This window comes from Mesorhizobium sp. M0340 (assembly GCF_040321535.1).
Classification (GTDB): Bacteria; Pseudomonadota; Alphaproteobacteria; order Rhizobiales; family Rhizobiaceae; genus Mesorhizobium.
On the sequence record NZ_JAMYRR010000018.1, the window covers coordinates 74,638 to 99,211 of the forward strand.

Annotated in this window: 24 protein-coding genes and 1 pseudogene; 11 read left to right on the plus strand and 14 right to left on the minus strand. The window is 61.9% G+C overall.

The genetic code is table 11. The features are described 5' to 3' along the window. Nucleotides 1–21: 21 nt before the first annotated feature. Nucleotides 22–345: a TfoX/Sxy family protein gene (locus NKI79_RS23615; protein ID WP_254817632.1), complete on the minus strand. Its 324-nt coding sequence runs from the start codon at nucleotides 343–345 to the stop codon at nucleotides 22–24. 89 nt (nucleotides 346–434) lie between these two features. Between NKI79_RS23615 and NKI79_RS23620 the strand changes: the two genes are divergently transcribed. Then, entirely contained in the window at nucleotides 435–932 is a 498-nt protein-coding gene (locus NKI79_RS23620; protein ID WP_352804935.1) for a GFA family protein, read from the plus strand. Nucleotides 933–967: 35 nt separating this feature from the next. On the opposite strand, the gene sufA is transcribed toward NKI79_RS23620, so the two are convergent. The 8 genes from sufA to NKI79_RS23660 all read right to left on the minus strand — a co-directional run bounded on the left by sufA (nucleotide 968) and on the right by NKI79_RS23660 (nucleotide 8,940). Continuing rightward, entirely contained in the window at nucleotides 968–1,348 is a 381-nt protein-coding gene (sufA, locus tag NKI79_RS23625; protein ID WP_352804938.1) for a Fe-S cluster assembly scaffold SufA, read from the minus strand. A 110-nt stretch (nucleotides 1,349–1,458) separates the two neighbouring features. After that, entirely contained in the window at nucleotides 1,459–1,854 is a 396-nt protein-coding gene (locus NKI79_RS23630; RefSeq protein WP_352804941.1) for an SUF system Fe-S cluster assembly protein, read from the minus strand. 5 nt (nucleotides 1,855–1,859) lie between these two features. Then, nucleotides 1,860–3,101, minus strand: coding sequence for a cysteine desulfurase (locus NKI79_RS23635; RefSeq protein ID WP_352805020.1), 1,242 nt, complete (start codon nucleotides 3,099–3,101; stop codon nucleotides 1,860–1,862). A 124-nt stretch (nucleotides 3,102–3,225) separates the two neighbouring features. Continuing rightward, nucleotides 3,226–4,494: a Fe-S cluster assembly protein SufD gene (sufD, locus tag NKI79_RS23640; RefSeq protein ID WP_352804943.1), complete on the minus strand. Its 1,269-nt coding sequence runs from the start codon at nucleotides 4,492–4,494 to the stop codon at nucleotides 3,226–3,228. 43 nt (nucleotides 4,495–4,537) lie between these two features. Continuing rightward, nucleotides 4,538–5,293, minus strand: coding sequence for a Fe-S cluster assembly ATPase SufC (gene sufC / locus NKI79_RS23645; protein WP_254817628.1), 756 nt, complete (start codon nucleotides 5,291–5,293; stop codon nucleotides 4,538–4,540). A 126-nt stretch (nucleotides 5,294–5,419) separates the two neighbouring features. Then, nucleotides 5,420–5,761, minus strand: coding sequence for a GIY-YIG nuclease family protein (locus NKI79_RS23650; protein WP_352804946.1), 342 nt, complete (start codon nucleotides 5,759–5,761; stop codon nucleotides 5,420–5,422). Between the two features lie 295 nt (nucleotides 5,762–6,056). Further along, a complete protein-coding gene (gene sufB, locus NKI79_RS23655) occupies nucleotides 6,057–7,574 on the minus strand; it encodes a Fe-S cluster assembly protein SufB (protein ID WP_254817626.1) in 1,518 nt (505 codons plus the stop codon). Between the two features lie 187 nt (nucleotides 7,575–7,761). Further along, complete coding sequence (locus NKI79_RS23660; RefSeq protein WP_352804949.1) at nucleotides 7,762–8,940, minus strand: cysteine desulfurase family protein; 1,179 nt, start codon at nucleotides 8,938–8,940, stop codon at nucleotides 7,762–7,764. A 254-nt stretch (nucleotides 8,941–9,194) separates the two neighbouring features. Here NKI79_RS23660 and NKI79_RS23665 point away from each other — a divergent pair, with 254 nt between their 5' ends. Beyond that, a complete protein-coding gene (locus tag NKI79_RS23665; RefSeq protein WP_023674683.1) occupies nucleotides 9,195–9,869 on the plus strand; it encodes an alpha/beta hydrolase in 675 nt (224 codons plus the stop codon). A 6-nt stretch (nucleotides 9,870–9,875) separates the two neighbouring features. After that, on the plus strand, nucleotides 9,876–10,544 hold the full coding sequence (locus NKI79_RS23670; protein WP_352804952.1) for an FMN-binding negative transcriptional regulator: 669 nt from the start codon (nucleotides 9,876–9,878) through the stop codon (nucleotides 10,542–10,544). 40 nt (nucleotides 10,545–10,584) lie between these two features. Here NKI79_RS23670 and NKI79_RS23675 read toward each other — a convergent pair whose 3' ends face one another. The 3 genes from NKI79_RS23675 to NKI79_RS23685 form a co-directional block, all read right to left on the minus strand. Continuing rightward, nucleotides 10,585–10,917, minus strand: coding sequence for a lipid-A-disaccharide synthase N-terminal domain-containing protein (locus NKI79_RS23675; protein ID WP_352804954.1), 333 nt, complete (start codon nucleotides 10,915–10,917; stop codon nucleotides 10,585–10,587). Further along, nucleotides 10,910–11,638, minus strand: coding sequence for a glycosyltransferase family 2 protein (locus NKI79_RS23680; RefSeq protein WP_352649118.1), 729 nt, complete (start codon nucleotides 11,636–11,638; stop codon nucleotides 10,910–10,912). The genes NKI79_RS23675 and NKI79_RS23680 overlap by 8 nt, the downstream gene beginning before the upstream one ends. 116 nt (nucleotides 11,639–11,754) lie before the next feature. After that, nucleotides 11,755–11,940 (minus strand): hypothetical protein, encoded by a 186-nt coding sequence (locus NKI79_RS23685; protein WP_352649116.1) that lies wholly within the window; start codon nucleotides 11,938–11,940, stop codon nucleotides 11,755–11,757. On the opposite strand from NKI79_RS23685, the gene tyrS reads away from it, so the two are divergent. After that, entirely contained in the window at nucleotides 11,927–13,180 is a 1,254-nt protein-coding gene (tyrS, locus tag NKI79_RS23690) for a tyrosine--tRNA ligase (RefSeq protein ID WP_352804956.1), read from the plus strand. The genes NKI79_RS23685 and tyrS overlap by 14 nt on opposite strands. Before the next feature lie 477 nt (nucleotides 13,181–13,657). On the opposite strand, the gene NKI79_RS23695 is transcribed toward tyrS, so the two are convergent. Beyond that, nucleotides 13,658–14,320, minus strand: a complete 663-nt coding sequence (locus tag NKI79_RS23695) for an FMN-dependent NADH-azoreductase (protein ID WP_352804959.1) — start codon at nucleotides 14,318–14,320, stop codon at nucleotides 13,658–13,660. Nucleotides 14,321–14,421: 101 nt separating this feature from the next. On the opposite strand from NKI79_RS23695, the gene NKI79_RS23700 reads away from it, so the two are divergent. Beyond that, nucleotides 14,422–15,282: a LysR family transcriptional regulator gene (locus tag NKI79_RS23700; protein WP_352804962.1), complete on the plus strand. Its 861-nt coding sequence runs from the start codon at nucleotides 14,422–14,424 to the stop codon at nucleotides 15,280–15,282. Nucleotides 15,283–15,545: 263 nt separating this feature from the next. Here NKI79_RS23700 and NKI79_RS23705 read toward each other — a convergent pair whose 3' ends face one another. Next, nucleotides 15,546–18,923, minus strand: coding sequence for a hypothetical protein (locus NKI79_RS23705; RefSeq protein WP_352804963.1), 3,378 nt, complete (start codon nucleotides 18,921–18,923; stop codon nucleotides 15,546–15,548). 96 nt (nucleotides 18,924–19,019) lie between these two features. Between NKI79_RS23705 and NKI79_RS23710 the strand changes: the two genes are divergently transcribed. The 6 genes and pseudogenes from NKI79_RS23710 (at nucleotide 19,020) to NKI79_RS23735 (ending at nucleotide 24,478) form a co-directional block, all read left to right on the plus strand. Further along, nucleotides 19,020–19,487, plus strand: a complete 468-nt coding sequence (locus NKI79_RS23710) for a peroxiredoxin (protein ID WP_352804965.1) — start codon at nucleotides 19,020–19,022, stop codon at nucleotides 19,485–19,487. A gap of 138 nt (nucleotides 19,488–19,625) precedes the next feature. Further along, entirely contained in the window at nucleotides 19,626–20,930 is a 1,305-nt protein-coding gene (locus NKI79_RS23715; protein WP_352804968.1) for a M23 family metallopeptidase, read from the plus strand. A gap of 20 nt (nucleotides 20,931–20,950) precedes the next feature. Further along, a pseudogene (locus NKI79_RS23720) lies at nucleotides 20,951–21,349 on the plus strand (ABC transporter permease); the annotation flags it as partial. Between the two features lie 121 nt (nucleotides 21,350–21,470). Further along, complete coding sequence (locus NKI79_RS23725; RefSeq protein ID WP_352506457.1) at nucleotides 21,471–22,637, plus strand: ROK family transcriptional regulator; 1,167 nt, start codon at nucleotides 21,471–21,473, stop codon at nucleotides 22,635–22,637. Then, nucleotides 22,634–23,398: an ATP-binding cassette domain-containing protein gene (locus tag NKI79_RS23730; RefSeq protein WP_352804971.1), complete on the plus strand. Its 765-nt coding sequence runs from the start codon at nucleotides 22,634–22,636 to the stop codon at nucleotides 23,396–23,398. The genes NKI79_RS23725 and NKI79_RS23730 overlap by 4 nt, the downstream gene beginning before the upstream one ends. 39 nt (nucleotides 23,399–23,437) lie before the next feature. After that, the gene (locus NKI79_RS23735) at nucleotides 23,438–24,478 is read left to right on the plus strand and encodes a sugar ABC transporter substrate-binding protein (RefSeq protein ID WP_352804974.1); all 1,041 of its coding nucleotides are present in this window, start codon (nucleotides 23,438–23,440) and stop codon (nucleotides 24,476–24,478) included. Nucleotides 24,479–24,574: the final 96 nt, after the last annotated feature.

The following is a 24,574-nucleotide window of genomic DNA, read 5'->3' on the forward strand; positions in this document are numbered from 1 at the left end:
TTGCCGAAGCCATGACGCAGCCTATTTTCCGGCGCGCCGTCCTGCCTCGTAGGCGCGGCGTGCCCAGATCGCCATCTCATCCGGATCATCGAAGGCACTGTCGGGAACGCTCCAATACGGCATAGACACCAGCTTGCCGTGCCGTGAGCCGGTATAGGTCCATTGCCGGCAGCCGGCCGCTTCGAATTCAGGCGCGCTTTCCGCGTCAGCCTTCAGCATCAATTCATCACGGATGACGACGGCGACGATGACGCCGTCGAAATAGATGCCCTTGCCGCCGAACATCTTGCGGATGCTAACCGGGCCAAGGCCTTCGAAAAGCTCTTCGATGCGCTCATTGTCCATGCGGCGATCATGTCATCCGGATTTCCCCTTGTCATCGCCGCAACCGGCACCATCCTGACAAGTTCAAATCAATTTCGTCGGAGTTTCTCATGCCGCTTCTGCTCAAAGGCTCCTGCCGGTGCAATGCCGTGCGTTTCGAGGTGGAAAGCCACACGCCGGTGCCGTTCATGCTGTGCTACTGCTCGATCTGCCGCAAGCAGCAGGGCGGTGGCGGTTTCGCCATCAATCTCGGCGCCGATTACAAAACGTTGAAAATCCAGGGCAAGCGCTATCTCGGCGTCTACCGCGCCGAGATCGAGGACGACGAGCACCCGCACCGCGAAACCTCGACGGGCGAGCGGAACTTCTGCACGAAATGCGGGACGGCGCTCTGGCTCTACGACCCGACCTGGCCGGAGCTGGTGCATCCCTTCGCCTCGGCGATCGACACAGACCTGCCAAAGCCGCCGGAGAAGGTGCATCTCATGCTGAAATACAAGGCGAACTGGGTCGAGCCGGAGATCGGCAAAAGGGACAAGGTCTTCGACGTCTACCCGGAAGAGTCAATTGCCGACTGGCACAAACGAACAGGAATGTGGGTGGATTAGGTCCCTTCTCCCCGTGAACGGAGGAGAAGGAAAGATCAGGCGGAAGCGCGCGCTTCAGCCAAGGCCTTCAAATCGGCCGGCTTCAGTTCAACCGATTCGCCGCAGCCACAAGCCGAACTCTGGTTTGGGTTGTGGAAGGTGAAGCCGGTGCGCAGCGTCGTCTGCTCGAAATCCATCTCGGTGCCGAAAAGGAAAAGCGCTGCTTCGGGCGCGACATAGACGTGGGCGCCGTCGCGCTCGATATGGTCGTCCTTGGCGTTGGGTTCGGTCACCAGGTCGACCGTATATTCCATGCCGGCACAGCCGCCCTTCTTGATGCCAAGGCGAATGCCATGCGCATTTTCACGCGTGGCGACGATCTCGCGCACCCGGTCGGCAGCCTTTTCGGTCATCGTGATGACGGCGAAGCGTCCCATGTTTTTCCTTCTCCATTCTTGCAGGTTCAAGGCCTGCCGAATGATTCCTCACCTAAAATGGTGAAGTTTTGTACCCGGCGCAAGTGCGCCAGCCTCTGTCTGGTCGGATGCTAGTACCACCCCACCGCCACCTGTGCCTCTTCCGACATGCGGTCAGGCGACCAAGGCGGGTCGAAGGTCATGTTGACCTCGACACCGGAAACGCCTTCGACGGCGCCGACGGCATTTTCCACCCAACCCGGCATTTCGCCGGCCACCGGGCAGCCGGGTGCAGTCAACGTCATGTCGATCTTGACCGAGCGGTCGCCCTCGATATCGATCTTGTAGACGAGGCCGAGCTCATAGATGTCGGCCGGGATTTCCGGGTCGTAGACCGTCTTCAGCGCCGAGACGATATCGTCGGTCAGCCGCGCCAGTTCGTCGGCAGGAATCGTTGACCCGGAAACCGCCGCGTTGGTGGTGGAATCCGGAACTGTGCTCTCGGCGGTGTGGCTGGCATCATCCATAATCGTCACCCGAAGAACTTTCGCGCCTTCTCCAGCGCATCGGCCAAAGCGTCGACTTCGGCCTTGGTATTATACATGCCGAACGATGCCCTGCATGTGGATGTTACGCCGAAGCGTTTCAACAGCGGCTGGGCGCAATGCGTGCCGGCGCGGACCGCCACGCCCTGCCGGTCGATAACCATCGACACGTCATGGGCGTGGATGCCCTGCAGCTCGAACGAGATGATGGCGCCCTTGCCGGGCGCATCGCCGAAGATGCGCAGCGAGTTGATGGCGCGCAGCCGCTGATGCGCATAGTCCTTCAAATCGGCCTCGTGCGCTGCGATGCGCTCACGGCCGATCTTTTCCATGTATTCCAGCGCAGCACCAAGCCCGATCGCCTGCACGATCGGCGGCGTGCCGGCCTCGAAACGGTGCGGCGGGTCGTTGTAGGTGACGATGTCTTGCGTCACCTCCTCGATCATCTCGCCGCCACCCATGAACGGGCGCATGCGCTCCAGAATATCCTTCTTGCCGTAGAGCACGCCGATGCCCGACGGGCCATAAACCTTGTGGCCGGTGAAGACGAAAAAGTCGCAGTCGAGGTCCTGCACGTCGATCGGCATATGCACGGCGCTCTGGCTGCCGTCGACCAGCACCGGAATGCCGCGGGCATGGGCAATGCGCACGATCTCCTTGATCGGCGTCACCGTGCCCAGCGCGTTCGACATATGGGTGATGGCAACCAGTTTTGTGCGGTCGGTCAGCCGCTTCTCGAATTCCTCGATGTGGAAGACGCCGAGATCGTCGACCGGCACCCAGACCAGTTTCGCGCCCTGCCGTTCGCGGATGAAATGCCACGGCACGATGTTGGAATGGTGCTCCATGATCGAGAGCACGATCTCGTCGCCTTCGCTGATATTGGGCATGCCGAAACCGTAGGCGACCGTGTTGATCGCTGCCGTGGTGTTCGAGGTGAAGACGATGTTGTCGGTGCTCGGTGCGTTGAGGAAACGGCGCACCGTCTCGCGGGACTTCTCATAGGCGTCGGTCGCGGCATTGGACAGGAAATGCAGGCCGCGGTGCACGTTGGCATATTCCTGGGAATAGGCGTGCTGGATAGCGTCGAGCACGGCCTGCGGCTTCTGCGCCGAGGCGCCATTGTCGAGATAGACCAGCGGTTTGCCGTAGACTTGCCGCGACAGGATCGGGAAGTCACGGCGGATCGCCTCGACGTCGTAAGGAATGTTTTCGACTTTCTGGTCCATCGTCTCGACCGTCATCCTTGGGCTTGTTCCGAGGATCTACTAGCCCTCGGATTTTGCCAGTTCCTGGTCCCACGCGGCAGATCCTCGGGACAAGCCCGAGGATGACGCCGGAATCTTGAGCCACTCACCCGTGCGCCACGAACCAGTTGTCGAGCCGTGCTTCCAGCGCCTCGACGATGGCCTCGTCGTCCAGTTCCTCGATCACTTCGGCGACGAAGGCTTTGACCAGCAGGCCGCGCGCGGTCTTCTCGTCGATGCCGCGCGCCATCAGATAGAACAGATGGCCGTGGTCGATCTCGGTGACGGTCGCGCCATGGCCGCAGACGACGTCGTCGGCGAAGATTTCAAGCTCCGGCTTGGTCGAGAACTCGCCGTCATCCGACAGAAGCAGCGTGTTGCAGGCCATCTTGGCGTTGGTCTTCTGCGCATATTGGTGGACATTGATGCGGCCCTGGAAAACGCCGCGCGCTCTGCCGGTCACCACGTTGCGGATGACTTCGGTCGAGGCGGTGTGCGGCACGGCATGGTCGAGCACCATGGTGACGTCGGTATGGGTGTCACCGGCGAGCAGATTGATGCCGCGCAGCGTGAAGTCGGCGCCCTCGCCGGTCGTCTTCACAACGACCTCCTGGCGGACAAGCTTACCGCCGGCATTCATGACGAACAGCGTCAGTTTCGCGTTCTTGCCGAGATGCGCCTTGAACTGGGCGAGATGCGTCGCCGTATCCGGCTGCTCCTGCACGACCAGCCATGTCACTTCGGCGCCCTCGCCAACCACAAGCTGGCTGACCGAGCTGACCAGTGCCGCCCCCTCGCCCGTCTGGCGCTCGACGACGACAGCCTTGGCGCCGGTGCCGACGCGGACGGTCAGCCGCACATGCGACTGTCCGCCGGCCTGCAAATTCTGCAATTCGACCGGCTTATCCAGTTGAGCACCGTCGGCGATGTCGACGAAATAGCCGTCGGCGACAAAGGCGGTGTTGAGCGCGCCGATGGCGTCGTCGCTGCCATAAGACTCAAGCCCAGATGCTGCGCTGCCGTCGGTCAGCTTCTCCGACAGGCGCTGCACGGCAACGCCTTCGATATCGGGCAGTTTCATACTCGAAACGCCGTTCAGCACCGGCAAAACGCTGGAGCCCTCGACGATCGGCGCAATGGCTTTCGCGACCGCTGCCGGATCGAAGTCCGGCACCGAAATCAGCAGCCGGCGCAGGTCCGTATAGTGCCAGGATTCGACGCGCCGCGTCGGCAGGCCGCTCTTGATCGCTTCGATGGCGTCGTCGCGCTTCAGCATCACCGCGCCGTCGCCGGGCAGCAGCGACAGCCGCTCGCCAAAGGCGTCGATCAGCGCCGTTTCGGCCGGTGTTCGCTGGGGTGTCGTGTGCATATTCATCAGTATCGCCTTGTTTGGCTTGCCTTCCGGGCCTGCTGGCATCTCACGCGGCTTGCCCGATCACGCCGGCATAGCCATTGGCCTCGAGGTCAAGCGCCAGCGACTTGTCGCCCGACTTGATCACCTGGCCCCTGTAGAGCACGTGCACCGTATCCGGCACGATGTATTGGAGCAGGCGCTGGTAGTGGGTGATGACGACGATGGCACGGTCCGGCGAGCGCAGCGTGTTGACGCCGTCCGCGACGATCTTCAGCGCGTCGATATCGAGGCCGGAATCGGTCTCGTCGAGGACGCAAAGCTTCGGCTCGAGAAGCTTCATCTGCAGGATCTCGGCGCGCTTCTTCTCGCCGCCGGAAAAGCCGACATTGAGGGGCCGCTTCAGCATCGCCATGTCCATGTTGAGCGAGGCGGCAGCTTCCTTCACGCGCTTCAGAAATTCCGGGATCTTCAGCGGTTCCTCGCCGCGCGCCTTGCGCTGCTCGTTCATCGCCACTTTCAGGAATTCCATCGTCGCCACGCCCGGTATCTCCATCGGGTACTGGAAGGCGAGAAAGATGCCGGCGGTAGCGCGCTCGGCCGGATCCATGTCGAGGATCGACTGGCCGTTGTAGAGGATGTCGCCCTCGGTGACCTCATAATCCTCGCGCCCGGCAAGGATATAGGACAGCGTCGATTTTCCCGAGCCGTTCGGCCCCATGATGGCGGCGACCTCACCGGCCTTCACCGAAAGATTCAGGCCGCGGATGATCTCGGTGCCGTCATCGACGATACGGGCATGGAGGTTTCTGATTTCAAGCATTCCATTCGTCCTATCCGTAGCCGTCTGCCCGGCTAAACTCGATTTAACAACTGCTCCAAGGCTTCGGCGCCCGGCCGCAGTACTCAAACATCCACCGGTCTTTTAATTGTAGTTACTCCACATCATCTAATTGTAGTTAGTCCACATCATCGTGCTCGGATGAGGCTGATAGACATTCTCAATCTCATCAATGCTCTCATACAAATCCAGCCAAGTCGGGTTTAGACCTTCAATCAGATCCGTCTTCCATTCGCGGAGATAGCGCTTCAAAGACTTTTCGCGCTGAATCGCGAGAACGATGTTCGGGTGCCGCTCGAACCAAACCAGATTCTTTGCCTTGTATTTCGAGGTAAAACCCCGGTGCACATCATTACGGTGTTCCCACACTCGCGCATGCAAATCACTGGTTACGCCAGTGTAGATAACTCCGCGCGGCTTATCGGACATCATGTAAACAAAGCCGGTCATTTTCCTGCTGACGACCTACGCAAGGCACCGCCATCCTTAAAATTTGTGCGGTCATCTTTGAACTTCGCGCCGACGTTACTGAGTTTCGCTCCGTCATCCTCGGGCTTGTCCCGAGGATCCGCTGTCCAACAGAGGTGTGGCGCGATCCGTATTGAGAGGCCGGTAGATCCTCGGGACAAGCCCGAGGATGACGGAGCGAAACTCAGTAACGTCGGCGCAAAGCCCGAGGATGACGGCGCCAAATCCGGAGATGATGGTGCCAAGCTCACAGATGACCACGCAAAGCCAGAGCTCATCACCCCACGCTCCCCTCGAGGCTGATGCCGATCAGTTTCTGCGCCTCGACGGCGAATTCCATCGGCAGCTGCTGGATGACGTCCTTGACGAAACCGTTGACAATCAGCGCGATCGCCTCTTCTTCCGGAATGCCACGCTGCATGACGTAGAATTTCTGATCCTCGGAAATCTTCGACGTCGTCGCCTCATGCTCGAACTGTGCAGTCGAATTCTTGGCTTCCATGTAGGGCACGGTGTGCGCGCCGCACTGGTCGCCGATCAAGAGCGAGTCACAGTTGGTGAAGTTGCGGGCGTTGGTCGCCTTGCGGTGCGCCGAGACCTGGCCGCGATAGGTATTCTGCGAGAAGCCGGCGGCAATGCCCTTGGAGATGATGCGGCTCGACGTGTTCTTGCCGAGATGGATCATCTTGGTGCCGCTGTCGACCTGCTGGTAGCCGTTCGACACCGCGATCGAATAGAACTCGCCGCTGGAATCGTCGCCGCGCAGGATGCAGCTCGGATATTTCCAGGTGATGGCCGAACCGGTCTCGACCTGCGTCCACGAAATCTTCGACCGATGGCCGCGGCAGTCGCCGCGCTTGGTGACGAAATTATAGATGCCGCCCTTGCCCTCGGCGTCGCCGGGATACCAGTTCTGCACCGTCGAATATTTGATCTCGGCATCGTCGAGCGCGATCAGTTCGACCACCGCGGCGTGAAGCTGGTTCTCGTCACGCTGCGGCGCCGTGCAGCCTTCGAGATAGGAGACGTAAGCCCCCTCCTCGGCGATGATCAGCGTGCGCTCGAACTGGCCGGTGTTCTTCTCGTTCATGCGGAAATAGGTCGACAATTCCATCGGGCAGCGCACGCCCTTGGGCACGAAGACGAACGAACCGTCGGTGAACACGGCAGAATTCAGGGTGGCGTAAAAATTGTCGGTGGTCGGCACCACCGAGCCGAGATATTTCTTCACCAGCTCCGGATGCTCGCGGATCGCTTCCGAGATCGAGCAGAAGATGACGCCGGCCTGCGCCAGTTCCTTCTTGAAAGTGGTCACGACCGAGACGGAATCGAACACCGCATCGACGGCGACGCGGCCGGACTTGTAGACGTTGTCGCTGGCTTCCTCGAGCTCCGAGGCATCGGTCTTCTGCACGCCTGCGAGGATTTCCTGTTCCCTGAGCGGAATGCCGAGCTTCTCGTAGACCTTCAGCAGTTCGGGATCGACCTCGCTGAGCGAAGTCGGGCCGGGCGTGCTCTTGGGCGCCGCGTAATAATAAATGTCCTGGAAATCGATTTTGGGATAGTGGACGCGCGCCCATTTCGGCTCGTCCAGCGTCAGCCAGCGGCGATAGGCTTCCAGGCGCCATTCCAGCATCCAGGACGGCTCGTCCTTCTTGGCCGAAATGAAGCGGATAATGTCTTCACTCAGGCCCTTGGGGGCCTTGTCCATCGCGATTTCGGTCTGGAATCCGTATTTATACTGGTCGACATCGATCTTTCGAACTCGATCGATCGTCTCCTGCACAGCAGGCATCAGCGTTCTCCATCCACGCCGGGGTCAAGGCCCGGCAGTTTTCAAACTATGGCACCGCGAACGAGCACCCTTGGGCACCCGCGGCGGCGTAAGTTTCATATAGTGCGTTCATGCCGGAAATTCACCCGGCCAAATTCGAACGCACGGCTCTACCAGGCCACAAGGCCCAAATATTCCTTCGCCGCGCTCAGGCGGCCTTTTCCCTGTTCGCCTTTTCCCTACCGGCTTGCCGTGCAACGATCGTCGCCAGCGCCGCGCGAAACAGCTCGATATCCTTGGCGCTGGTCGCGTGGCCGATGGACACACGCAACGCGCCAACGCTATCGCCGTAACCCATGGCTTTCAGCACGTGACTCGGCCCGACTTTGCCCGACGAACAGGCCGATCCGGCCGACAGCGCCACACCGGCAAGGTCGAAGGCGATCTGCGCCGTCTCGGCCTTGATGCCGGGAATAGCGAAGAATGTGGTATTGGCAAGCCTTGCAGCGCCGGTTCCGAAGATTTCGGCGTCCGGAACAAGCGTTTTAACGATCGCCTCGATTTCGTCGCGACGCTGCCGCACCGCTTCGATCGTTTGCAAGCCGGCAGACGCTTCGCTAGCGGCCGCACCAAACCCGGCAATCGCCGCCAGGTTTTCGGTGCCGCCCCGATGGCCCTTTTCCTGGCCGCCGCCGCTGACCAGCGGTTTTGGCATCATCAGGTCCGACGCCGCGACAATGGCGCCGACGCCCTTGGGGCCGCCGATCTTGTGCGACGAGAGAATAAAATAGTCTGCGTAAGCCTCTGATATATCGAGCGTAATGCGGCCGGCTGCCTGCACGGCATCGACAACCAGGATGCCACCCGCCGCCTTGACGATTTCGGCGATGCGGCCGACCGGCTGGATTACGCCGGTTTCATTGTTGGCAGCGTGGATGGCCACCAGCGGCAAGCCTTCGGCCTTGTCATGCTGGGCGAGAGCCTCGGCCAAAACGTCGAGCCTGACGAAGCCGTCGGCGTCGACGCCGATCCGTATCACCCGCGCCGCTGGGAAACGCCCGCCGTTCAGCAGGCAAGGATGATCGGCCTCGGACACATAGAGCCGGCTCATACGGACAGCACCGCGCCCCATCTGCCAGTCCGGCGTCAGCAGCGTCGAGGCCGCTTCCGTCGCGCCGGAGGTGAATACGACATGCTCGGCCCTGGCGTTGACCAGTCGCGCCACATTGCGCCTGGCATCCTCGATCAGCCGCCGCGCAGCGCGGCCCTCGGCATGGACGGAGGACGGGTTGGCGGCGACGTCGAGCGCGGCGACCACCGCCGCGCGCGCGGCGGCAAGCAGCGGCGCGCTGGCATTGTAGTCGAGATAGGCGCGTGCTCCGGCCATTTCCGTCCAACTGGTCCCTTCAAAAGCCGTTCCGCGAAGATAGCGCGTTATTTCCTTGAAATTGCAAGGCAAGACGTCCTATTTACGCGGCTTGCGGCGCGGGTGGCCGAGCCACAGTTTTGGCCGCCCAGTTTTGAACAATTCTAAACTAGCTTCTAGAAAGACGCTCGCCCTGCGTCAAGGCCTAGGGAAAACTGGGGCCAGAGGAAAAGTTGTTCCGGGCGCCGCGCAATTTATGCCAAGTGGAGTATTTCATGCCTGAGGTCATTTTCACCGGTCCGGCCGGCCGTCTGGAGGGTCGCTATCAGCCCTCGAAGGAAAAGAGCGCGCCGATTGCCATCGTCCTGCACCCGCACCCCCAGTTCGGCGGCACGATGAACAACAAGATCGTCTACGACCTCTTCTACATGTTCCAGAAGCGCAATTTCACCACGCTGCGCTTCAATTTCCGCGGCATCGGCCGCAGCCAGGGAGAGTTCGACCACGGCACCGGCGAGTTGTCCGACGCTGCGGCAGCGCTCGACTGGGTGCAGTCGCTGCATCCTGATTCCAAGAGTTGCTGGGTTGCCGGCTATTCGTTCGGCTCGTGGATCGGCATGCAGCTTCTCATGCGCCGGCCGGAGATCGAGGGCTTTATCTCGGTCGCGCCCCAGCCCAATACCTATGATTTCTCGTTCCTGGCGCCATGCCCGTCGTCCGGCCTGATCATCCACGGCGACGCCGACAAGGTCGCGCCGCCCAAGGACGTGCAGGGCCTGGTCGACAAGCTGCACACGCAAAAAGGCATTACCATCACCCAGAAGACCTTGCCCGGCGCCAACCATTTCTTTGCCAACCATGCGGAGCTTCTGATCGAGGAATGCGCGGACTACCTCGACCGCCGGCTGGCCGGGGAACTGTCCGACCCACGGCCGAAGCGGCTGAGATAGTCGGCGATGTACCAACCGCCCCACTTCCAGGAAACCCGGCAGGACGTCCTGCACGGGCTGATCCGGTCGCATCCGCTTGGCCTGCTGGTCTCGAACGGCGCCGAGGGGCCGATCGCCAACGCAATTCCCTTTCTTCTAGATGCGCCCTCCCTGCTCAACGCGGATGTGCCGCCGAACGGCAGGCTGCGCGCCCATCTGGCCAAGGCCAATCCGCAATGGCGGCTTTTGGCCGACAATCCCCTGGTGCCGGTGCTGGTCGTCTTCCAGGGCGCCGATGCCTATGTGACGCCGTCCTGGTATGAGACCAAGCGTGAAACCGGCAAGGTGGTGCCGACCTGGAACTACGCCATCGTCCAGGTCCGCGGCATCGTCACGGTGATCGAAGACCAGGATTGGCTGGCCGAGCAGATTTCCGATCTGACGATGTCGCAGGAGGGCGGCCGCTCGGCGCCGTGGGCGGTGACCGACGCGCCGGCACCCTTCATCCAGTCACAGATCAAGGGCATCGTCGGCCTGGAAATCGAAATCACCGAAATCAGCGGCAAGTGGAAAGTCAGCCAGAACCGCCCGGCCGCCGACCGCGTCGGTGTCGCCGAGGGGCTCGAGAGCGAGACCGCCAACTCGGCCGACATGGTCCATCTGGTAAGGTCCTACGGCGGGCTGGACGGCAAGTAATCTTGCTTGCTTGCTCGACCGGTTCAGGCCGGTGGCGGGCTCAATCGATCTTGGTCATCGCCGCCTTGCGCTCGTTGGCGATCAGCCAGAGATTGCGGATATAGATCAACAGGCCCATGGCCTGGCCGGCGATGAACACCGGATCCTGACGCTGGATGGCGTAGATCAGCAGCAGGCCGCCGCCGAACAGCGAAAAGAACCAGAAAGCAATTGGCACGACGCTGCGCTTGGCTTTTTCCGACGCCACCCACTGCACCAGAAAGCGCATGGTGAAGAAGAACTGGGCGACGAAGCCGAGCAGCACCCAGGCATCGAATTGCTTGACGAAAACATCGTGAAGCCAGGTCGCCAATTCCTGAAGCACATTACCCATGCCTGATTTCCTCTACTTTGGGCATTCTGCGGCGTCTGCGGCGCAACCACCAGACGCCGGCAAGATCGAGCACGCCCTGAAGGCCGCGATCGAAGATGCCGTAATTCGATTTGCCGTGACGGCGGGAGCGGTCGACGACATCGCAATGGACGACGCGGTAGCCCTCCTGGATGACCAGCGCTGGAACAAAGCGATGGGTGCCGTCGAAGAAGGGCAATTTCCGCAAAATGTCGGTGTGAATCGCTTTGAGGCCGCAGCCGGTATCCCGCGTCTCGTCGTGCAGGATGGCTTTTCTCAGCCCGTTGGCAAAACGCGACGCCAGTTGCTTGATCTTGCTGTCGCGGCGCTTCAGACGCTGTCCCTGCGCGGCCCCGACTTCGGGACCAGCCTGCCGCAACGCGTCGATCAACACTGGGATATAGCCGGGGTCGTTCTGGCCGTCGCCGTCAATGGTGGCGACGATATTGCCGCGCGCCGCCCAGGCGCCTGAGCGCACCGAAAGCGACTGTCCGGCGGATTTTTCATGCCTGAGATGGCGCAGCGGAAACCGGCGAAGCGCTGCTTCTGCTGCAAGCACCGAAGGCGTATCGTCTGTCGAGCCATCGTCGACGACAATGACTTCGAAGTCCCGCCCGGCCATGGCAATGCCGATCTCGTCGAGCAGAAGCGGCAGGTTCGCCGCCTCGTTCCGGCAAGGAATGACGATGGATATCTCCGGCATCTCGACTCTGTCACAGGATATGGCATTCGATCGATGCCGGGCGGTCCAGAGGAAGAGCCCCGCTGGCGCGGCGCCTCATTACGCCAGCCGAAACAATGACGCAAGCAGGCCGCACGCTATCCGCGCGGACACAAAACCGGATTCCACTTTTGCTGATCGCGCAAAACCATCCGAAGCGTGATCGGACGCAAAACCGGATTCCACTTTTGCTGATCGCGCTTGAGTGCTAAACGCCCGCCTTCATGCATAGCCGGGCCGCGTTCGGCCGGAAGCTTTTCGGGAAAGAAAATGTCCGCCTTCAAATCCGATTTCCTGCGCACCATGAGCGAGCGTGGTTTCATCCACCAGACCTCGGACGATGCCGGCCTCGACCAGCTTTTCGCCACGGAAACGGTGAGCGCCTATATCGGCTTCGACGCCACCGCGAGGAGCCTGCATGCCGGGTCGCTGATCCAGATCATGATGCTTTACTGGCTGCAGCAGACCGGCCACCGGCCGATCGCGCTGATGGGCGGCGGCACCTCGATGATCGGCGATCCGTCGTTCAAGGACGAGGCGCGCAAGCTTTTGACGCCGCAGGACATCGAGACCAATCTCGCCGGCATCCGCCGCAACTTCACGCCCTACCTCAAATTCGGCAGCGGCCCGACCGACGCCGTCATGATCAACAATGCCGACTGGCTGATGGATATCAACTACGTCAATTTCCTGCGCGATGTCGGCCGGCATTTTTCGGTCAACCGCATGCTGGCCTTCGATTCGGTCAAGCTCCGGTTGGATCGCGAGCAGTCGCTATCGTTCCTCGAATTCAATTACATGATCCTGCAGGCCTACGACTTCGTCGAGCTCTACAAGCGCCTCGGTTGCCGGCTGCAGATGGGCGGCTCCGACCAGTGGGGCAACATCGTCAACGGTATCGATCTCGGCCATCGCATGGAAGGCGCGCAGCTCTATGCGCTGACGACGCCGCTGCTCACCACCTCCTCTGGCGCCAAGATGGGCAAGTCCGCCTCGGGCGCGGTCTGGCTCGATGCGGAGATGTTGAGCCCGTACGCGTTCTGGCAATATTGGCGCAACACCGAGGATGCCGATGTCGGCCGTTTCCTCAAGCTCTACACGACCTTACCGCTCGCCGAGGTCGCGCGCCTCGAACGGCTCGGCGGCTCGGAGATCAACGAAGCCAAGAAGATCCTCGCCACCGAAATCACCGCCATGCTACATGGCCGCGAGGCGGCAGAGGAGGCCAGCGAAACGGCGCGCAAGACGTTCGAAGAAGGGGCGCTCGCCGAAACACTGCCAACAGTCGAGGTGGGCAGGGCCGATCTTGAAGCCGGCGTCGGCATATTGTCGCTGTTCGTCACCGCCGGGCTGGCTGCGTCCAACGGCGAGGCACGGCGGCATATCCAGGGCGGCGCCATGCGCCTTAACGATCAGCCCGTGTCAGACGATCGCAGGATGGTGACGCTGCAGGATCTGGGGCCGGAAAACGTCGCAAAGCTGTCCCTCGGCAAGAAGAAGCACGTTCTGGTGCGGCCGGTCTGACCAGGGCCCGCCCTTCCTGTTAGATCTTTTCCGAAACCGGTTTCATCTTGCGGCGCTGGACCTTAGGTTCGGAATCACGGCCGAGGTTAATCAGCTAGCTCCCGAGAATGGCCGAGATGCCATTCGTCTCATCGATCGGAAGGAGCAGGTAGCGCAAATTGCGGACGTTCTGCGGCGCTTCGATGAACGTCTTGTTCGGGGCCGGAAGCGGGCCGCCTGCTCGTAGAAGCGAGATTTATACAAGCTGACATTAAGTTCCGCGCGAGCAGCCTCCTGATCTGATCCAAAACGGTCCTTGCCGGGACTGATCCATTGCCTGAAAGCGGACGTAGCTAGAATCGGTGCGCCTGCCCCGGCTTAGGCGACGTTGCGGACGTCCGTTCTCCAAAGTTGTTATGCCGGGTGGACGGGGATGCACGTGCAAGCTGGGGTCAGAACGGGTTATCAACGCGCTTGTCCGCAGCAAGCGCTTCATAATCATGCAATCGCCTCTGTTGTGCGTGACAGGAGGTCTTCCGCCAGCCGTGACGCGGCCTCTCGCGCATCCTGGCGAGCCGCATGATCAATATCGGGTCCAAAGAGGGTCTTCTGGATAATTAGACTGCGGACATCTTCGATACCGATGAAGCGCAACCACGCTTCTATATAAGGTTTTTGAAAATCGAAGCGCTGCGCCGGAGTGATAGATTGCGCTGCATAGTCGAGACCTCGCGCGTAGACGACCACTGCGATCTTATCCCGGAGCAGTCCTCCGAACCCGCGTTCAGGATCGAACGAGAAAAGGATGTCCTTCTGCGATACCAGGTCGATGAAGTGCTTGAGCTTGTAAGGAATGCTGAAATTCCACAGAGGCGTCGACAGCAGGACAATATCCGCCCAGTGCAGTTGTTGCGCCAACTCTTGCAATGTGGCCCATGCATGCTGTTGAGAAGGGGTAAGCGGCGCGCCGCTGAGCCCCGCATATTTGGCCAACATCGCGTCCTCACCGAATTCGGGGAGGTCGACATCCCATAGGTTGAGCGTTGAAATCTCCAAGTCGGGTCGCCGAGCACGATAGGTTTGAACAAAGGCGTCGGCGACCTCACGCGAGGCGGAACGCTCTTTGCGGGGCGAGGAAACGATATGCAGTAGCTTGGTCATGGACCACCCTTGCTCATTGTGATGAACCACATTGCGTCATATTTCAATTCGATATAGAAATTGAGATTATCGACGATATTCATCATGGATCACAATATATGTTGGAATTGGTCCTGCTCAGGACGTTCGTCGCCGTGTTCGACGAAGGCGGCTTCAGTCGGGCAGGAGCGCGACTGAACCTTACGCAGTCGGCCGTCAGTGGGCACCTGCGCCGTCTCGAGGAGCAGGTCGGAAAGCCCTTACTCAACAGGACGACGCGCTCGCTGGAGATGACACCCGATGGCGAGCGCCTGCTCGCCTATGCCCGGGCGATGCTCGCCCTTAACCGGGATGCTTTGGCCGATCTGGCGCAGGCACCCTTTCACGGCAGAGTTCGCGTCGGCCTCTCGGAAGACTTCGCACAGGTCCCCATCCTTCGCGCCTTGCAGGCATTCGGCGCTGATCGCCCCGGATTGCAGGTCGAGGTGCAAGTCGGGATTCCGAGTGCGCTCCTCTCGAAGATGAAGGAGGGCAACATCGAACTGGTGCTCGGATCACAATGTGAGGGTGAGGAGATGGGGCGCCTCCTGTGGCGCGAGCCTCTTGTCTGGGCATGGGCGGATCGTACCGGCGTGAATCTTCCGGACCCGCTGCCGTTGGCTGTGTTGCCGGAACCTTGCCCCTACAGGGAAGTTGCTCTTGAACGGCTTGCCAAGGCCGGGATCAGCCAGCGCACGGTGATGATCTGCGCAAGCAACTCCAGCCTGAGGGCGGCTGCCATCTCAGGCTTTGCTGTAGCGCCGATGATCGCCAGTCAGCTGAGAAACGGCCTGGTCAGGGTACCCGAAAGCCACGGTCTGCCAGAGTTACCAGAAGCGGAGTTCAGGCTATTTGCCGCATCGAACGGCGATACCTCCGTCCTCGAAGAACTGGCGGAGGCCATCATGAATGCCGTTCCTCGAAGGCACGCTGGCGAGGAGTGATCCTGAACTCGCACCGACGTCTGCTTTATGGCTAGTTCCGAATGTCCAGAAATGGCGCAACCGCGACCTCCATCATGGTCACTAACTATGTCTGCTGTCAGGCAATGGTAACAGTCACCTCAATGGCCGAGATTGCGGCGCAAAGCGGCCATTTAAGCCCGGGCTGACGTCAGTCGCCTTTGGATCATGGGCGTGAATTCGCGGGCGGACGAGCGGCCGGTTGAGATCAAAACTCGGTCGCTCGAGGTAATTGGGTTTTGACCTCACCGATACTCGAAGATCGACCTGAAAATCCCGGGCGCTATCACCGATAGCGGATTGACCTCCAGGTTAGGCTTGTTGGCGTTGCCCTTGAGCCTGTAGGTGACGCCGATCAGGCCGCGGTCGCGGCCGTTGCCGAGCAGCGCACCGATCAGCGGCAGTTCGCCGAAGATGCGGTTTACGCCGTACGCCGGCATGAACGTGCCGGTCATATCCATGTTGTTGTTCTGGTCGTAGAGCGTGCCCTGGAAGGTGGTGCCGATGCGCGAGCCGCGCAGCACGCCGTTGCGCAGCTTCAGATAGCCACTGCCCTTGTCGATCTCGCTGAAGCCGCGCTCGAATTTCACCCTCGACGTGTCGAGATTGCCTTTGACCGCCTCGTTGAGGCTGCGGCTGTCGCCCGCCGGCGTCGTCGACACGATCGAGGCGAGCTTCGGCTCATTGACGACAACGAAATTCCTGGCGTCGACCTGGCCTTTCATCGGCCCGTCGGCAGCCCCGGTGAGCGCCAGCGTGATCGAGCCGCCTTCCATGTGCTCGTAGATGTTGAGGAAGCGCAGTATGGCGCCGGCGTCGGCCGACTTCATGTTGAGCGTTCGCAGGCCGCCGCCGGTCGTGTTGCTCACGGTGATCGCGGCTCCCGAACTTGCGGTGGCGCTCACCTTGAGCCCGTTCACTCTGGAGCCGGCGGCGCTGTAGTCGAGCTTCAGATTCGACAGCACCTCGTCGTGGAAGCCGGTCAGGGAGCTGACGTCGGCGCTGACCGAGATCGCATCGACGCCGGTGGTCTTCGTCGCGGTATCGACATCGGACGTGAATTGCTTGATCAGCGAGCGTGCGTCCAACGCGCTGCCGCTGACCTCGACCGCATAGGCCTTGCCCGACCGCTTCACCGAGACGGCGACGTCGTCGCCCCTGTTCAACGTGACCTTGCTGAACCGGGCCGAGGACAAGGCGCCGTTAATCAGCACGGCGCTGCCGTCGATGGAGAAGGTCTTGCCGTCGAGTTCGAAATTGGACAGCGTCGTGGTGTCGCCGGTCTTCGCCATGGCGAAGACGACCTTGGCGGGAATGCCGGGGCCCTTGCTCCAGCCGGCCCAGGGAAGGTCCAGCCTGGCATTGGTCAGGTCGGCCGACACGTTCTGGTTGCCGGCGCCGCTCTTGTCGATCGCCACCTTGATGGTTCCGGAAAGCAGCGTCGACAGGCCAGGCATGGCGCTGGCGCGCGTCTTGTCGTCGAGCACCAGCGCTACTTTACGACTGCGCGGCGGGCCGCCATCCCTCAGCGGCTCAATCAGGTCGAGCTCGGCCGGAATCCCGTTGAGCAGTGCCTTGGCCGAGATCACCGCCCGGTCGGGCGCGACCGTGATCGAGCCGTCGGCATGGCTGACCGTCTGGCCCTCGAACGGCTTGCCCAGCGACAGGTCCTTGTAGTCGAGCGCCACCAGCCAATCGAGTTTGGACGAGTCGACACCGGACTGCAGCGGAATATCAGCCTTGACGTGGCCGGTCACCGTGCCGGACAGGTCGTCCGGCAGCAGGCCGACATGGCGCATGGCGTTGATCGGATCAAACGATGCCAGTTCGGCGATTGCCGGCGCCTCGCCGGCGACATCGATGTCGAGCGCGCCGATCACCGGCGGATGGTTCGCCGCCTTGACGGTAAGCGTGCCGTTGCTTGCCGCCACGGTGCGGCCGCTCGGCATATAGACGCTACCCGACGACAGCGCGACGTCGACGTCGTTGCCGTGGAAGCCGACGACGCCGACGGCATCGCGGATCGGCGGAATGCGGCCGGCCGTGTCGAAGCGCGATCCTTCGACCTGGAACCGGCCGAACACTTCATCGGCGGAAAGCGGCACGCCGTTGCCGAGCCGTCCGGGTACAACCTGGAACTGCAGGCTGCCATCGACGACGCGACCGCCGAACAGGTTCTTAAGCACCCACAGCCTGGCATTGCGCGCCGAAAACCACGGCCATAATTGCTTGACGTGCGAGACCGGCATGTCGTGGACATTGAGCGCCACCGATATGCCCGGCGCCTGGTTGGCGACGAATGAAACCGAAGCCGTGCCCAGCACTTCGCTGCCCGGTCCGGACCGGACGCCGATCTGCTCGGCGATCAGCTTTTGGCTCGTCGGCTGGTAGACGCCGGCAATACGGGCGATGAAGCTGAGCGCCGGCTCCGGCGAATCCGAAGGCGCCAGGGTCGAACCGTCGCTGGTGAGGTCGTAACGATAGGATGGCTCCTCGCCGGCTGTGCCGGTAGCCGGCTTCGGCCCGATCGAACCGGCGAAATCGAAGGTCGAGCGGCCGGTTTTCAGCAGCAAACTGTCGACCTGGATCTTGTTCGACCCCGCGACGAGCGTCGCATCGAGATCGATATCGGCCGGAAGCAGGCCGCGCGAACCGAGATCGAGCACCGATCCGGTCAACGACAGGGCAGCGGTCAGCCGCGAACCGTTGTCGCCGGTCCCTTCCGACCCCGCCAGCTTTAAGGCGATCGCACCCAATTTGCCACCTGCTGCCGCAGCGTCGGCGTCCGCTGCCTGGATGCTGGCGTCCAGCATGGTGATGCGTCGCGTCGCCGGATCGCGGGTGGCGGAAGCGGCGATGGTGAGCGCCCTGCCGTCGACATCCGCGTCGGATGAAAACTCCATGCTTCCCGGTCCCGATTGCGAGACTGAGGCGTCGGCGATGGTGACCGACTCGACAGATCCGGTCTCGGGCAGTGCCAGCTCGACGTTGCGCAGATCGATCTGGCGCATCGAATCCTCGCGCACCGCATCAAGCGCACGGTTGAGGTTGGCGAAGACGGCGGCGGAAAGTTTTTCCGGATCGATGAGGCCGTCCTGGTTGCGCAGCTCCGCCGTCCAGTCACCGCCGGACGGCATTGCCGCCATGACGATGTGCGCGTCGGAAATCCGGGCGCTGGTCAGCCGCACCTCGCCCGAAAGCAACGGGATCAGCCGGATGCCAAAGCGGACCCGGCCGGCGTCGGCCATCGGTGTTCCGTCGGCGGTCTTGAGGCTGACGTCGCTGACCTGCAGCGCAATGAAGCTCGACCCGTCAAGCGTCAGCCGGGCCGGTCCGACGGCAACGTCGACATCGAAGCCGGCCAATTTCTCGATTGCCGTTTCGGCTTCCGCGCGAAGCCGCTCCGAGCCGAAGCCGGATACGCCGATCGCGTAGACGCCGGCGGCAGCCAGCAGCACAAGGGCGACGAGGCCGGCAAACAGCCGCGCCATCAAACGGACGCCGCGACCGATCGACGCCTGGCCGAGCGGCGGGACGCGGCACGCGGACGGAAAGGTTCCCAGGTCGGTGATCTCGTCACGCCTGAACCTGATCTTCTCGTGCTGCGGTAGCTCCTGATCCACGCAATCTTCCGTTGAGACGAATTCGATCGTGGACGAATCCCCGCTCGACATTATATCCGTGCAGCCTGGCGCGTAACTTCAAACAAGGGCATCGGTATGGCTGACCTCGACGTGGGCGATGTTGCGCCGCAATTCGATCTTCCGCGCGACGGCGGCGGTTCACTCAGCCTCGCCGCATTGCTGGGAAAACCCATCGTACTCTATTTCTACCCACAGGACGACACCACAAGCTGCACCAACGAGGCGATCGGCTTTTCGCAGTTGAAGCCAGAGTTCGAAAAGGCCGGCGCTGTCGTCATCGGGCTCTCGCCGGACAGCGCCAAGAAACACGACAAATTCAAGGCGAAGTACGATCTGAGCGTCGATCTTGTCGCCGACGAAGAGCGCAAAGTGATCGAGGCTTACCATTTGTGGGTGGAAAAGAAGCTCTACGGCCGCACCTATATGGGCGTCGAGCGGGCGACGTTCCTGATCGGCCGCGACGGACGCATCGCCAGGATCTGGCGCAACGTCCGCGTCAAGGGGCACGCCGAAGAGGTGCTGAACGCGGTTCGCGCTCTTTGAGAGCTGCGCCAGGCCGCCGCAATGCGATACCCGTTTTGCGCGAAGACCTTTGCCTGTCGTTCGATCCGGCAAAACTTTGTTAACCCTAATAATGTGTAATCAGGCTCGTCGTTGGTGTCGTAACGAAAGCTTGGTCCCGTGAACGTAGCCAGTCAGTCAGCGGTCTTCGGCAGACGCAAAGAGCCCCACACGGTCATCATCGCCCGGGGCGACCAGATAAGGCATTTCACCATACACCCGTGGCTTGCGGCATTTTGCGGCTCGGCGCTAGCGGCGATCGTCATTGGCTACCTGCTGGCGACCTCTTATCTGGTGCTGCGCGACGATCTGATCGGCGCCACGACGGCGCGGCAGGCGCGCATGCAGCAGGCCTACGAAGACCGCATCTCGGCACTGCGCAGCCAGGTCGATCGCATCACCAGCCGCCAGCTACTCGATCAGCAGCTGATGGAAACCAAGGTCAGCGAGCTGCTGGAACGGCAGAGCCAGCTCAGCCTGCGTCACGGCCGCCTCGGGCCGATCCTCGAACGAGCCGAAAACGAGGTCGCAACGCCGCCCGTGCCGACAGCAAAGCCGGACGAACATGCCGCCGCGACCGGCAGCATCCAGCCGATGGCCTATTCCGTCGCCAGCCTTGCCGCCCCCCTTGCCGCCCCCCTTGCCGCTCCTGTGGGCGTTGACGACACCAGGCCGTTCTCACTGTGGTCGACCCGCGCCGATCCGCTGCCGAGCGAAAGCGCGGCCGACCGGGCAGACAAGCTCTTCGTCTCGATCAACAACTCGCTGAAGGCCATCGAGAGCCAGCAGCTCACCCGCATCGCCACACTTGCCGACAATGCCTACAAAAGCGCCGACGCGATCTCGCAGGCGCTCGAGGCCGCCGGCCTGCCCGTCGATAGCGACTTCGAAAAGAGCGACGTCGGTGGCCCGCTGATACCACTCGACAGCTCGTTGGTCTTCGACAGCAAGGTCAAGGAGTTGGACGAGGCTCTTGATGCGCTGGATCATCTTAAAAAGGAAGCGCGGCGGCTGCCGCTCGCCAACCCCGCGCCCGGCCATAGCGTCACCAGCCCGTTCGGCGTGCGCACCGACCCTATCCTCGGCACGGCCGCCTTGCATTCCGGCATGGATTTCAGGGCGCCGATCGGTATGCCGGCCAAGGTCACGGCAGCCGGCGTGGTCGTCAAGGCCGGCTGGAACGGCGGCTACGGCCGCATGATCGAGGTCGACCACGGCAACGGTTTTGTGACGCGTTACGGGCATCTCAGCGAAATCGACGTCGCCGTCGGACAGAAGCTCGATGCCGGAGACATGATCGGCAAGACTGGCAACAGCGGCCGCTCAACCGGCCCGCATCTGCATTACGAGGTCCGCCACAACGGCGAGGCAATCGATCCGCTGCGGTTTCTGACCGTCGGCAAGAAGGTCGAGCGGTACCTCTAGGGAGCCGGGCTGCTCCCATCGGGCTCGGCATGACGCCGAAGATCGTGATCGCGGCGGTGATCTGCTTCTTCCCGACGCTGGTCAACATGATCCGCGGGCTGGACTCGGCCAGCGACAACGAGCACGAACTGTTCCGGGTGCTGTCGGCCACGCGCTGGGAGATCTTGTGGAGCCTGCGCCTGCCAAGAGCATTGCCGATGCTGTTCTCCTCGTTACGAATCGCTTCGGCCACGGCCGTGATCGGAGCCATCGTCGGCGAGTGGATCGGGTCGGATAAGGGCCTCGGCGCGCTCATCATCCAGGCGACCTTCAACTATCAATCGGATCGGCTCTATGCGGCGATCGTGCTGTCGTCGTCCTTGTCAATCGCGATCTTCGCAATCGTGGTTCTGCTGGAGCGCCGTGCCATCCGCTATTGACCATGCCTCTGAGCGGCCATCCGCCAGGTTCGCTCTGCACGGGCTGTCAATTTTATTTTTGAATTCCATTTGACTGAATAAATCTTCAGTGCCAGTCTAGCCTCTCTCGGGGGCACAAGGCATGGCACTGCGGGGAACCAATCAGGAGTTCGGGCGGCCGTATAATCGGCGCATCGTGCTCGAATCCATCCGCCTTCACGGACCGATTGCCCGCGGCGACATTGCAAGACGCGTCGGGCTCACCGTGCAGACGGTGTCGACCATCGTTCGCGAGCTGGAAGAGCACGGTTACGTGTTGTCGCTGCGCGAAGAGCCCAAGGGGCGCGGCCTGCCACCGGCGACGCTGCGCATCAATCCGGAAGGCGGCTATGCAGTCGGCATCCACGTCACCCCGCTGGGCATCAATGCCGCCCTGATCAACCTAAGCGGCGATGTTATCGAGAGCACCTACCGCGAAGCCCCAAATGCAACGCCCGACCACGCTTTCGACCTGATCGGCGCCATGGTGCTCGAATTGACGGCATTGCGGCCCGGTGGCCGCGTTCTCGGCATCGGCATGGCGCTGCCCGGACCGTTCGGCGTGGAGTCCATGAGCTTTGTGGGGCCGACCACCATGACCGGCTGGAAGGATGTGGCGCTGCGCGAGCGGCTGGCCGCCTCGACCGGGCTGCCGGCCTTTTTCGAAACCGACATGGCGGCGGCGGCTATCGGCGAGCGCCTCTACGGCCTCGGGACGGCATATTCCGAATATTATTATCTCTATTTCGGTGTCGGCCTCGGCGGCGTCATGGTGCATGATGGGGCCGCATTGCGCGGCGCCTGGGGAAATGCCGGCGAGATCGGCCACATTCCCGCTGTGCCGGGCGGCGAGCCGTGCCCGTGCGGCAATCGCGGCTGCCTCGAACGGTATCTCTCGCTCGAGGCGCTGCGGCGCCGCAAAATCGCCGACGCCGAGTGGGTGAGCGAGATTGCGCCGATCTTCCGCAACGCCGTCACCATCATCGAAAACCTGTTCGACCCCGAAACCATCATCCTCGGCGGACTGGCATCCACCGACCTGCTCGAAAGGCTTGCCGGCGCGGCCGCGCACCTGCCCAATTCGGTCTCGGCGCGAAGCGATCGCACGACGCCCCGCGTCAGCGTCGCACGCGGCGGCCAGCATGCGGTGTTGCGCGGCGCCGCCGCACTTGCCGTTTCGGGGGTGCTTTCGCCGCGCTTCGGCCAGATCTTCACCGCCGAACGCGAACGCGGTCGGGATCTCTTGCATAACAAGGGGATCGCGGCATGAGTGAACCGCTGCTGGTGCTCGACAACGTCGCCAAGAATTACGGCGCCATCGAAGCGCTGAAAGGCATCAGCTTTTCGATCGGCAAGGGCGAAGTGGTGGCGCTTCTGGGCGACAACGGCGCCGGCAAATCGACGCTGGTCAAGATCATTGCCGGCGGCCTCGAGCCGACCTCCGGCCGCATGCTGTTCGAAGGCAGGGAATTCCTGGCCAAATCTCCCGCCGAGGCCAAGGCCGCTGGGATCGAGACGGTCTACCAGGACCTGTCGCTTTGCACCAACGTCGACGTGGTCGCCAATTTCTTCATGGGCCGCGAGATCACCAGGAAGGTCCTCGGCATTCCGGTACTCGACGAGCGCGCCATGGAGCAGGTGGTACAAAAGGCACTGGCCAGCGCCGGCACCCGCATTCCCTCGCTTCGCACCAATGTCGAGCATCTTTCCGGCGGCCAGCGGCAGGCCATCGAGCTCAATCGGTTCGTGCATTTTGGCGGCAAGCTGGTGCTTCTCGACGAGCCGTTCGCGGCGCTCGGCGTCGAGCAGACGCGGCGCGGCCTTGACATGATCCGCCAGGTGGCGAGCCAGGGCATCGGCGTCGTCATCATCACCCATATCATGCAACAGGCCTTCCAGGTCGCCGATCGGATCGTGGTGATCCGGCAAGGTGTCGTGGCTGGCGATGTCGCACGCAACAAAACAAGTCCCGACGCGGTGATCAACATGATCACCGGAGAGACGCTCGCCGGTGCCGGACCGGCGAACTGAGGGACAAATGAGGGGTCCGGCGCAAGAGGAGCGAACGACATGAAGAAAATACTTCTTTCCGTCTTCGGTATCCTGGCACTGGCCTTTGCCACGCTCACGCCGGCATTCGCTCAGTCGAAGGGCACCGTCTACTACATGGTGCCGACATTGCTCGATGAGTTCCAGACCGGCTCGGTGAGCGCGCTGGAACTGTTCCTGAAGCAGGTCGGTTACGAGATGAAGACGCTGAACGCCGACAACAAGACCGACGCGCAGCAATCGCAGATGAACGACGTCATCGCGCTGAAGCCGGCGGCGATCATCCTTGCCGCCGTCGATTTCAATGCGCTGAAGCCGTCGGTCGAGGCGGCCCGTGCCGCCGGCATCCCGGTCGTCGAGTTCGACCGCCAGATAACCTCGACCCCGTCCGACTTCACCTCGGTGGCCGGAACCGTCGAGATCGGCTACGTCGCTGCCGATCAGGCGCAAAAGCTCCTGACCGCGAAGAACGGCTCGGTGAAGGGCAAGATCCTGCAGGTGCTCGGCGATCCGGGCGACCCCTACACGCTCGACATTCAGAAGGGTTTCGAGGAGAAGATGAAGGCGTTCCCGGACGTCAAGATCATCTCGCTGCCGGCCATGCAATGGGAGGCCAGTAACGCGGGCACCATCGTTGCCGACCAGATGCTCGCCAACCCCGACATCGACCTGATCTTCAGCCACGCCGCGCATCTTTCGGTCGCCGCCGTCGCCTCGCTCGAGGCCGCCGGCAAGAAACCGGGCGACGTCATGCTGATGAGCTCGAACGGCGCTCCGGTCGGCCTCGACCTTATCCGCAAAGGCTGGCTCAATGTCGAAGTCGAGCAGCCGCTCTACGCTCAGGCTGCGGCGGTCGCGATGTTCATGGACAAGGTGGTCAGCCAGCAGGAGATCAAGCCAGGCGAATATGATGTGCTTGGCCTGAAATCGACCCTGACCAAGGAAGCGTGGGGGCCGAACATCAAGATCCCCGGCGCTGCGATCACCAAGGAAAACGTCGATAACCCGGCCTTCTGGGGCAACATGAAGCCGCCGACCGAAACCATAAAGCCGGTCGAATAGCGAACTCACCAGAAGCTCCGGGCCATGCCGGCCCGGAGCCCTGCCCTGCAGCTCCGGTGCGTTCGAATGGACGCGCACGGGAATGCTGCAGCAATT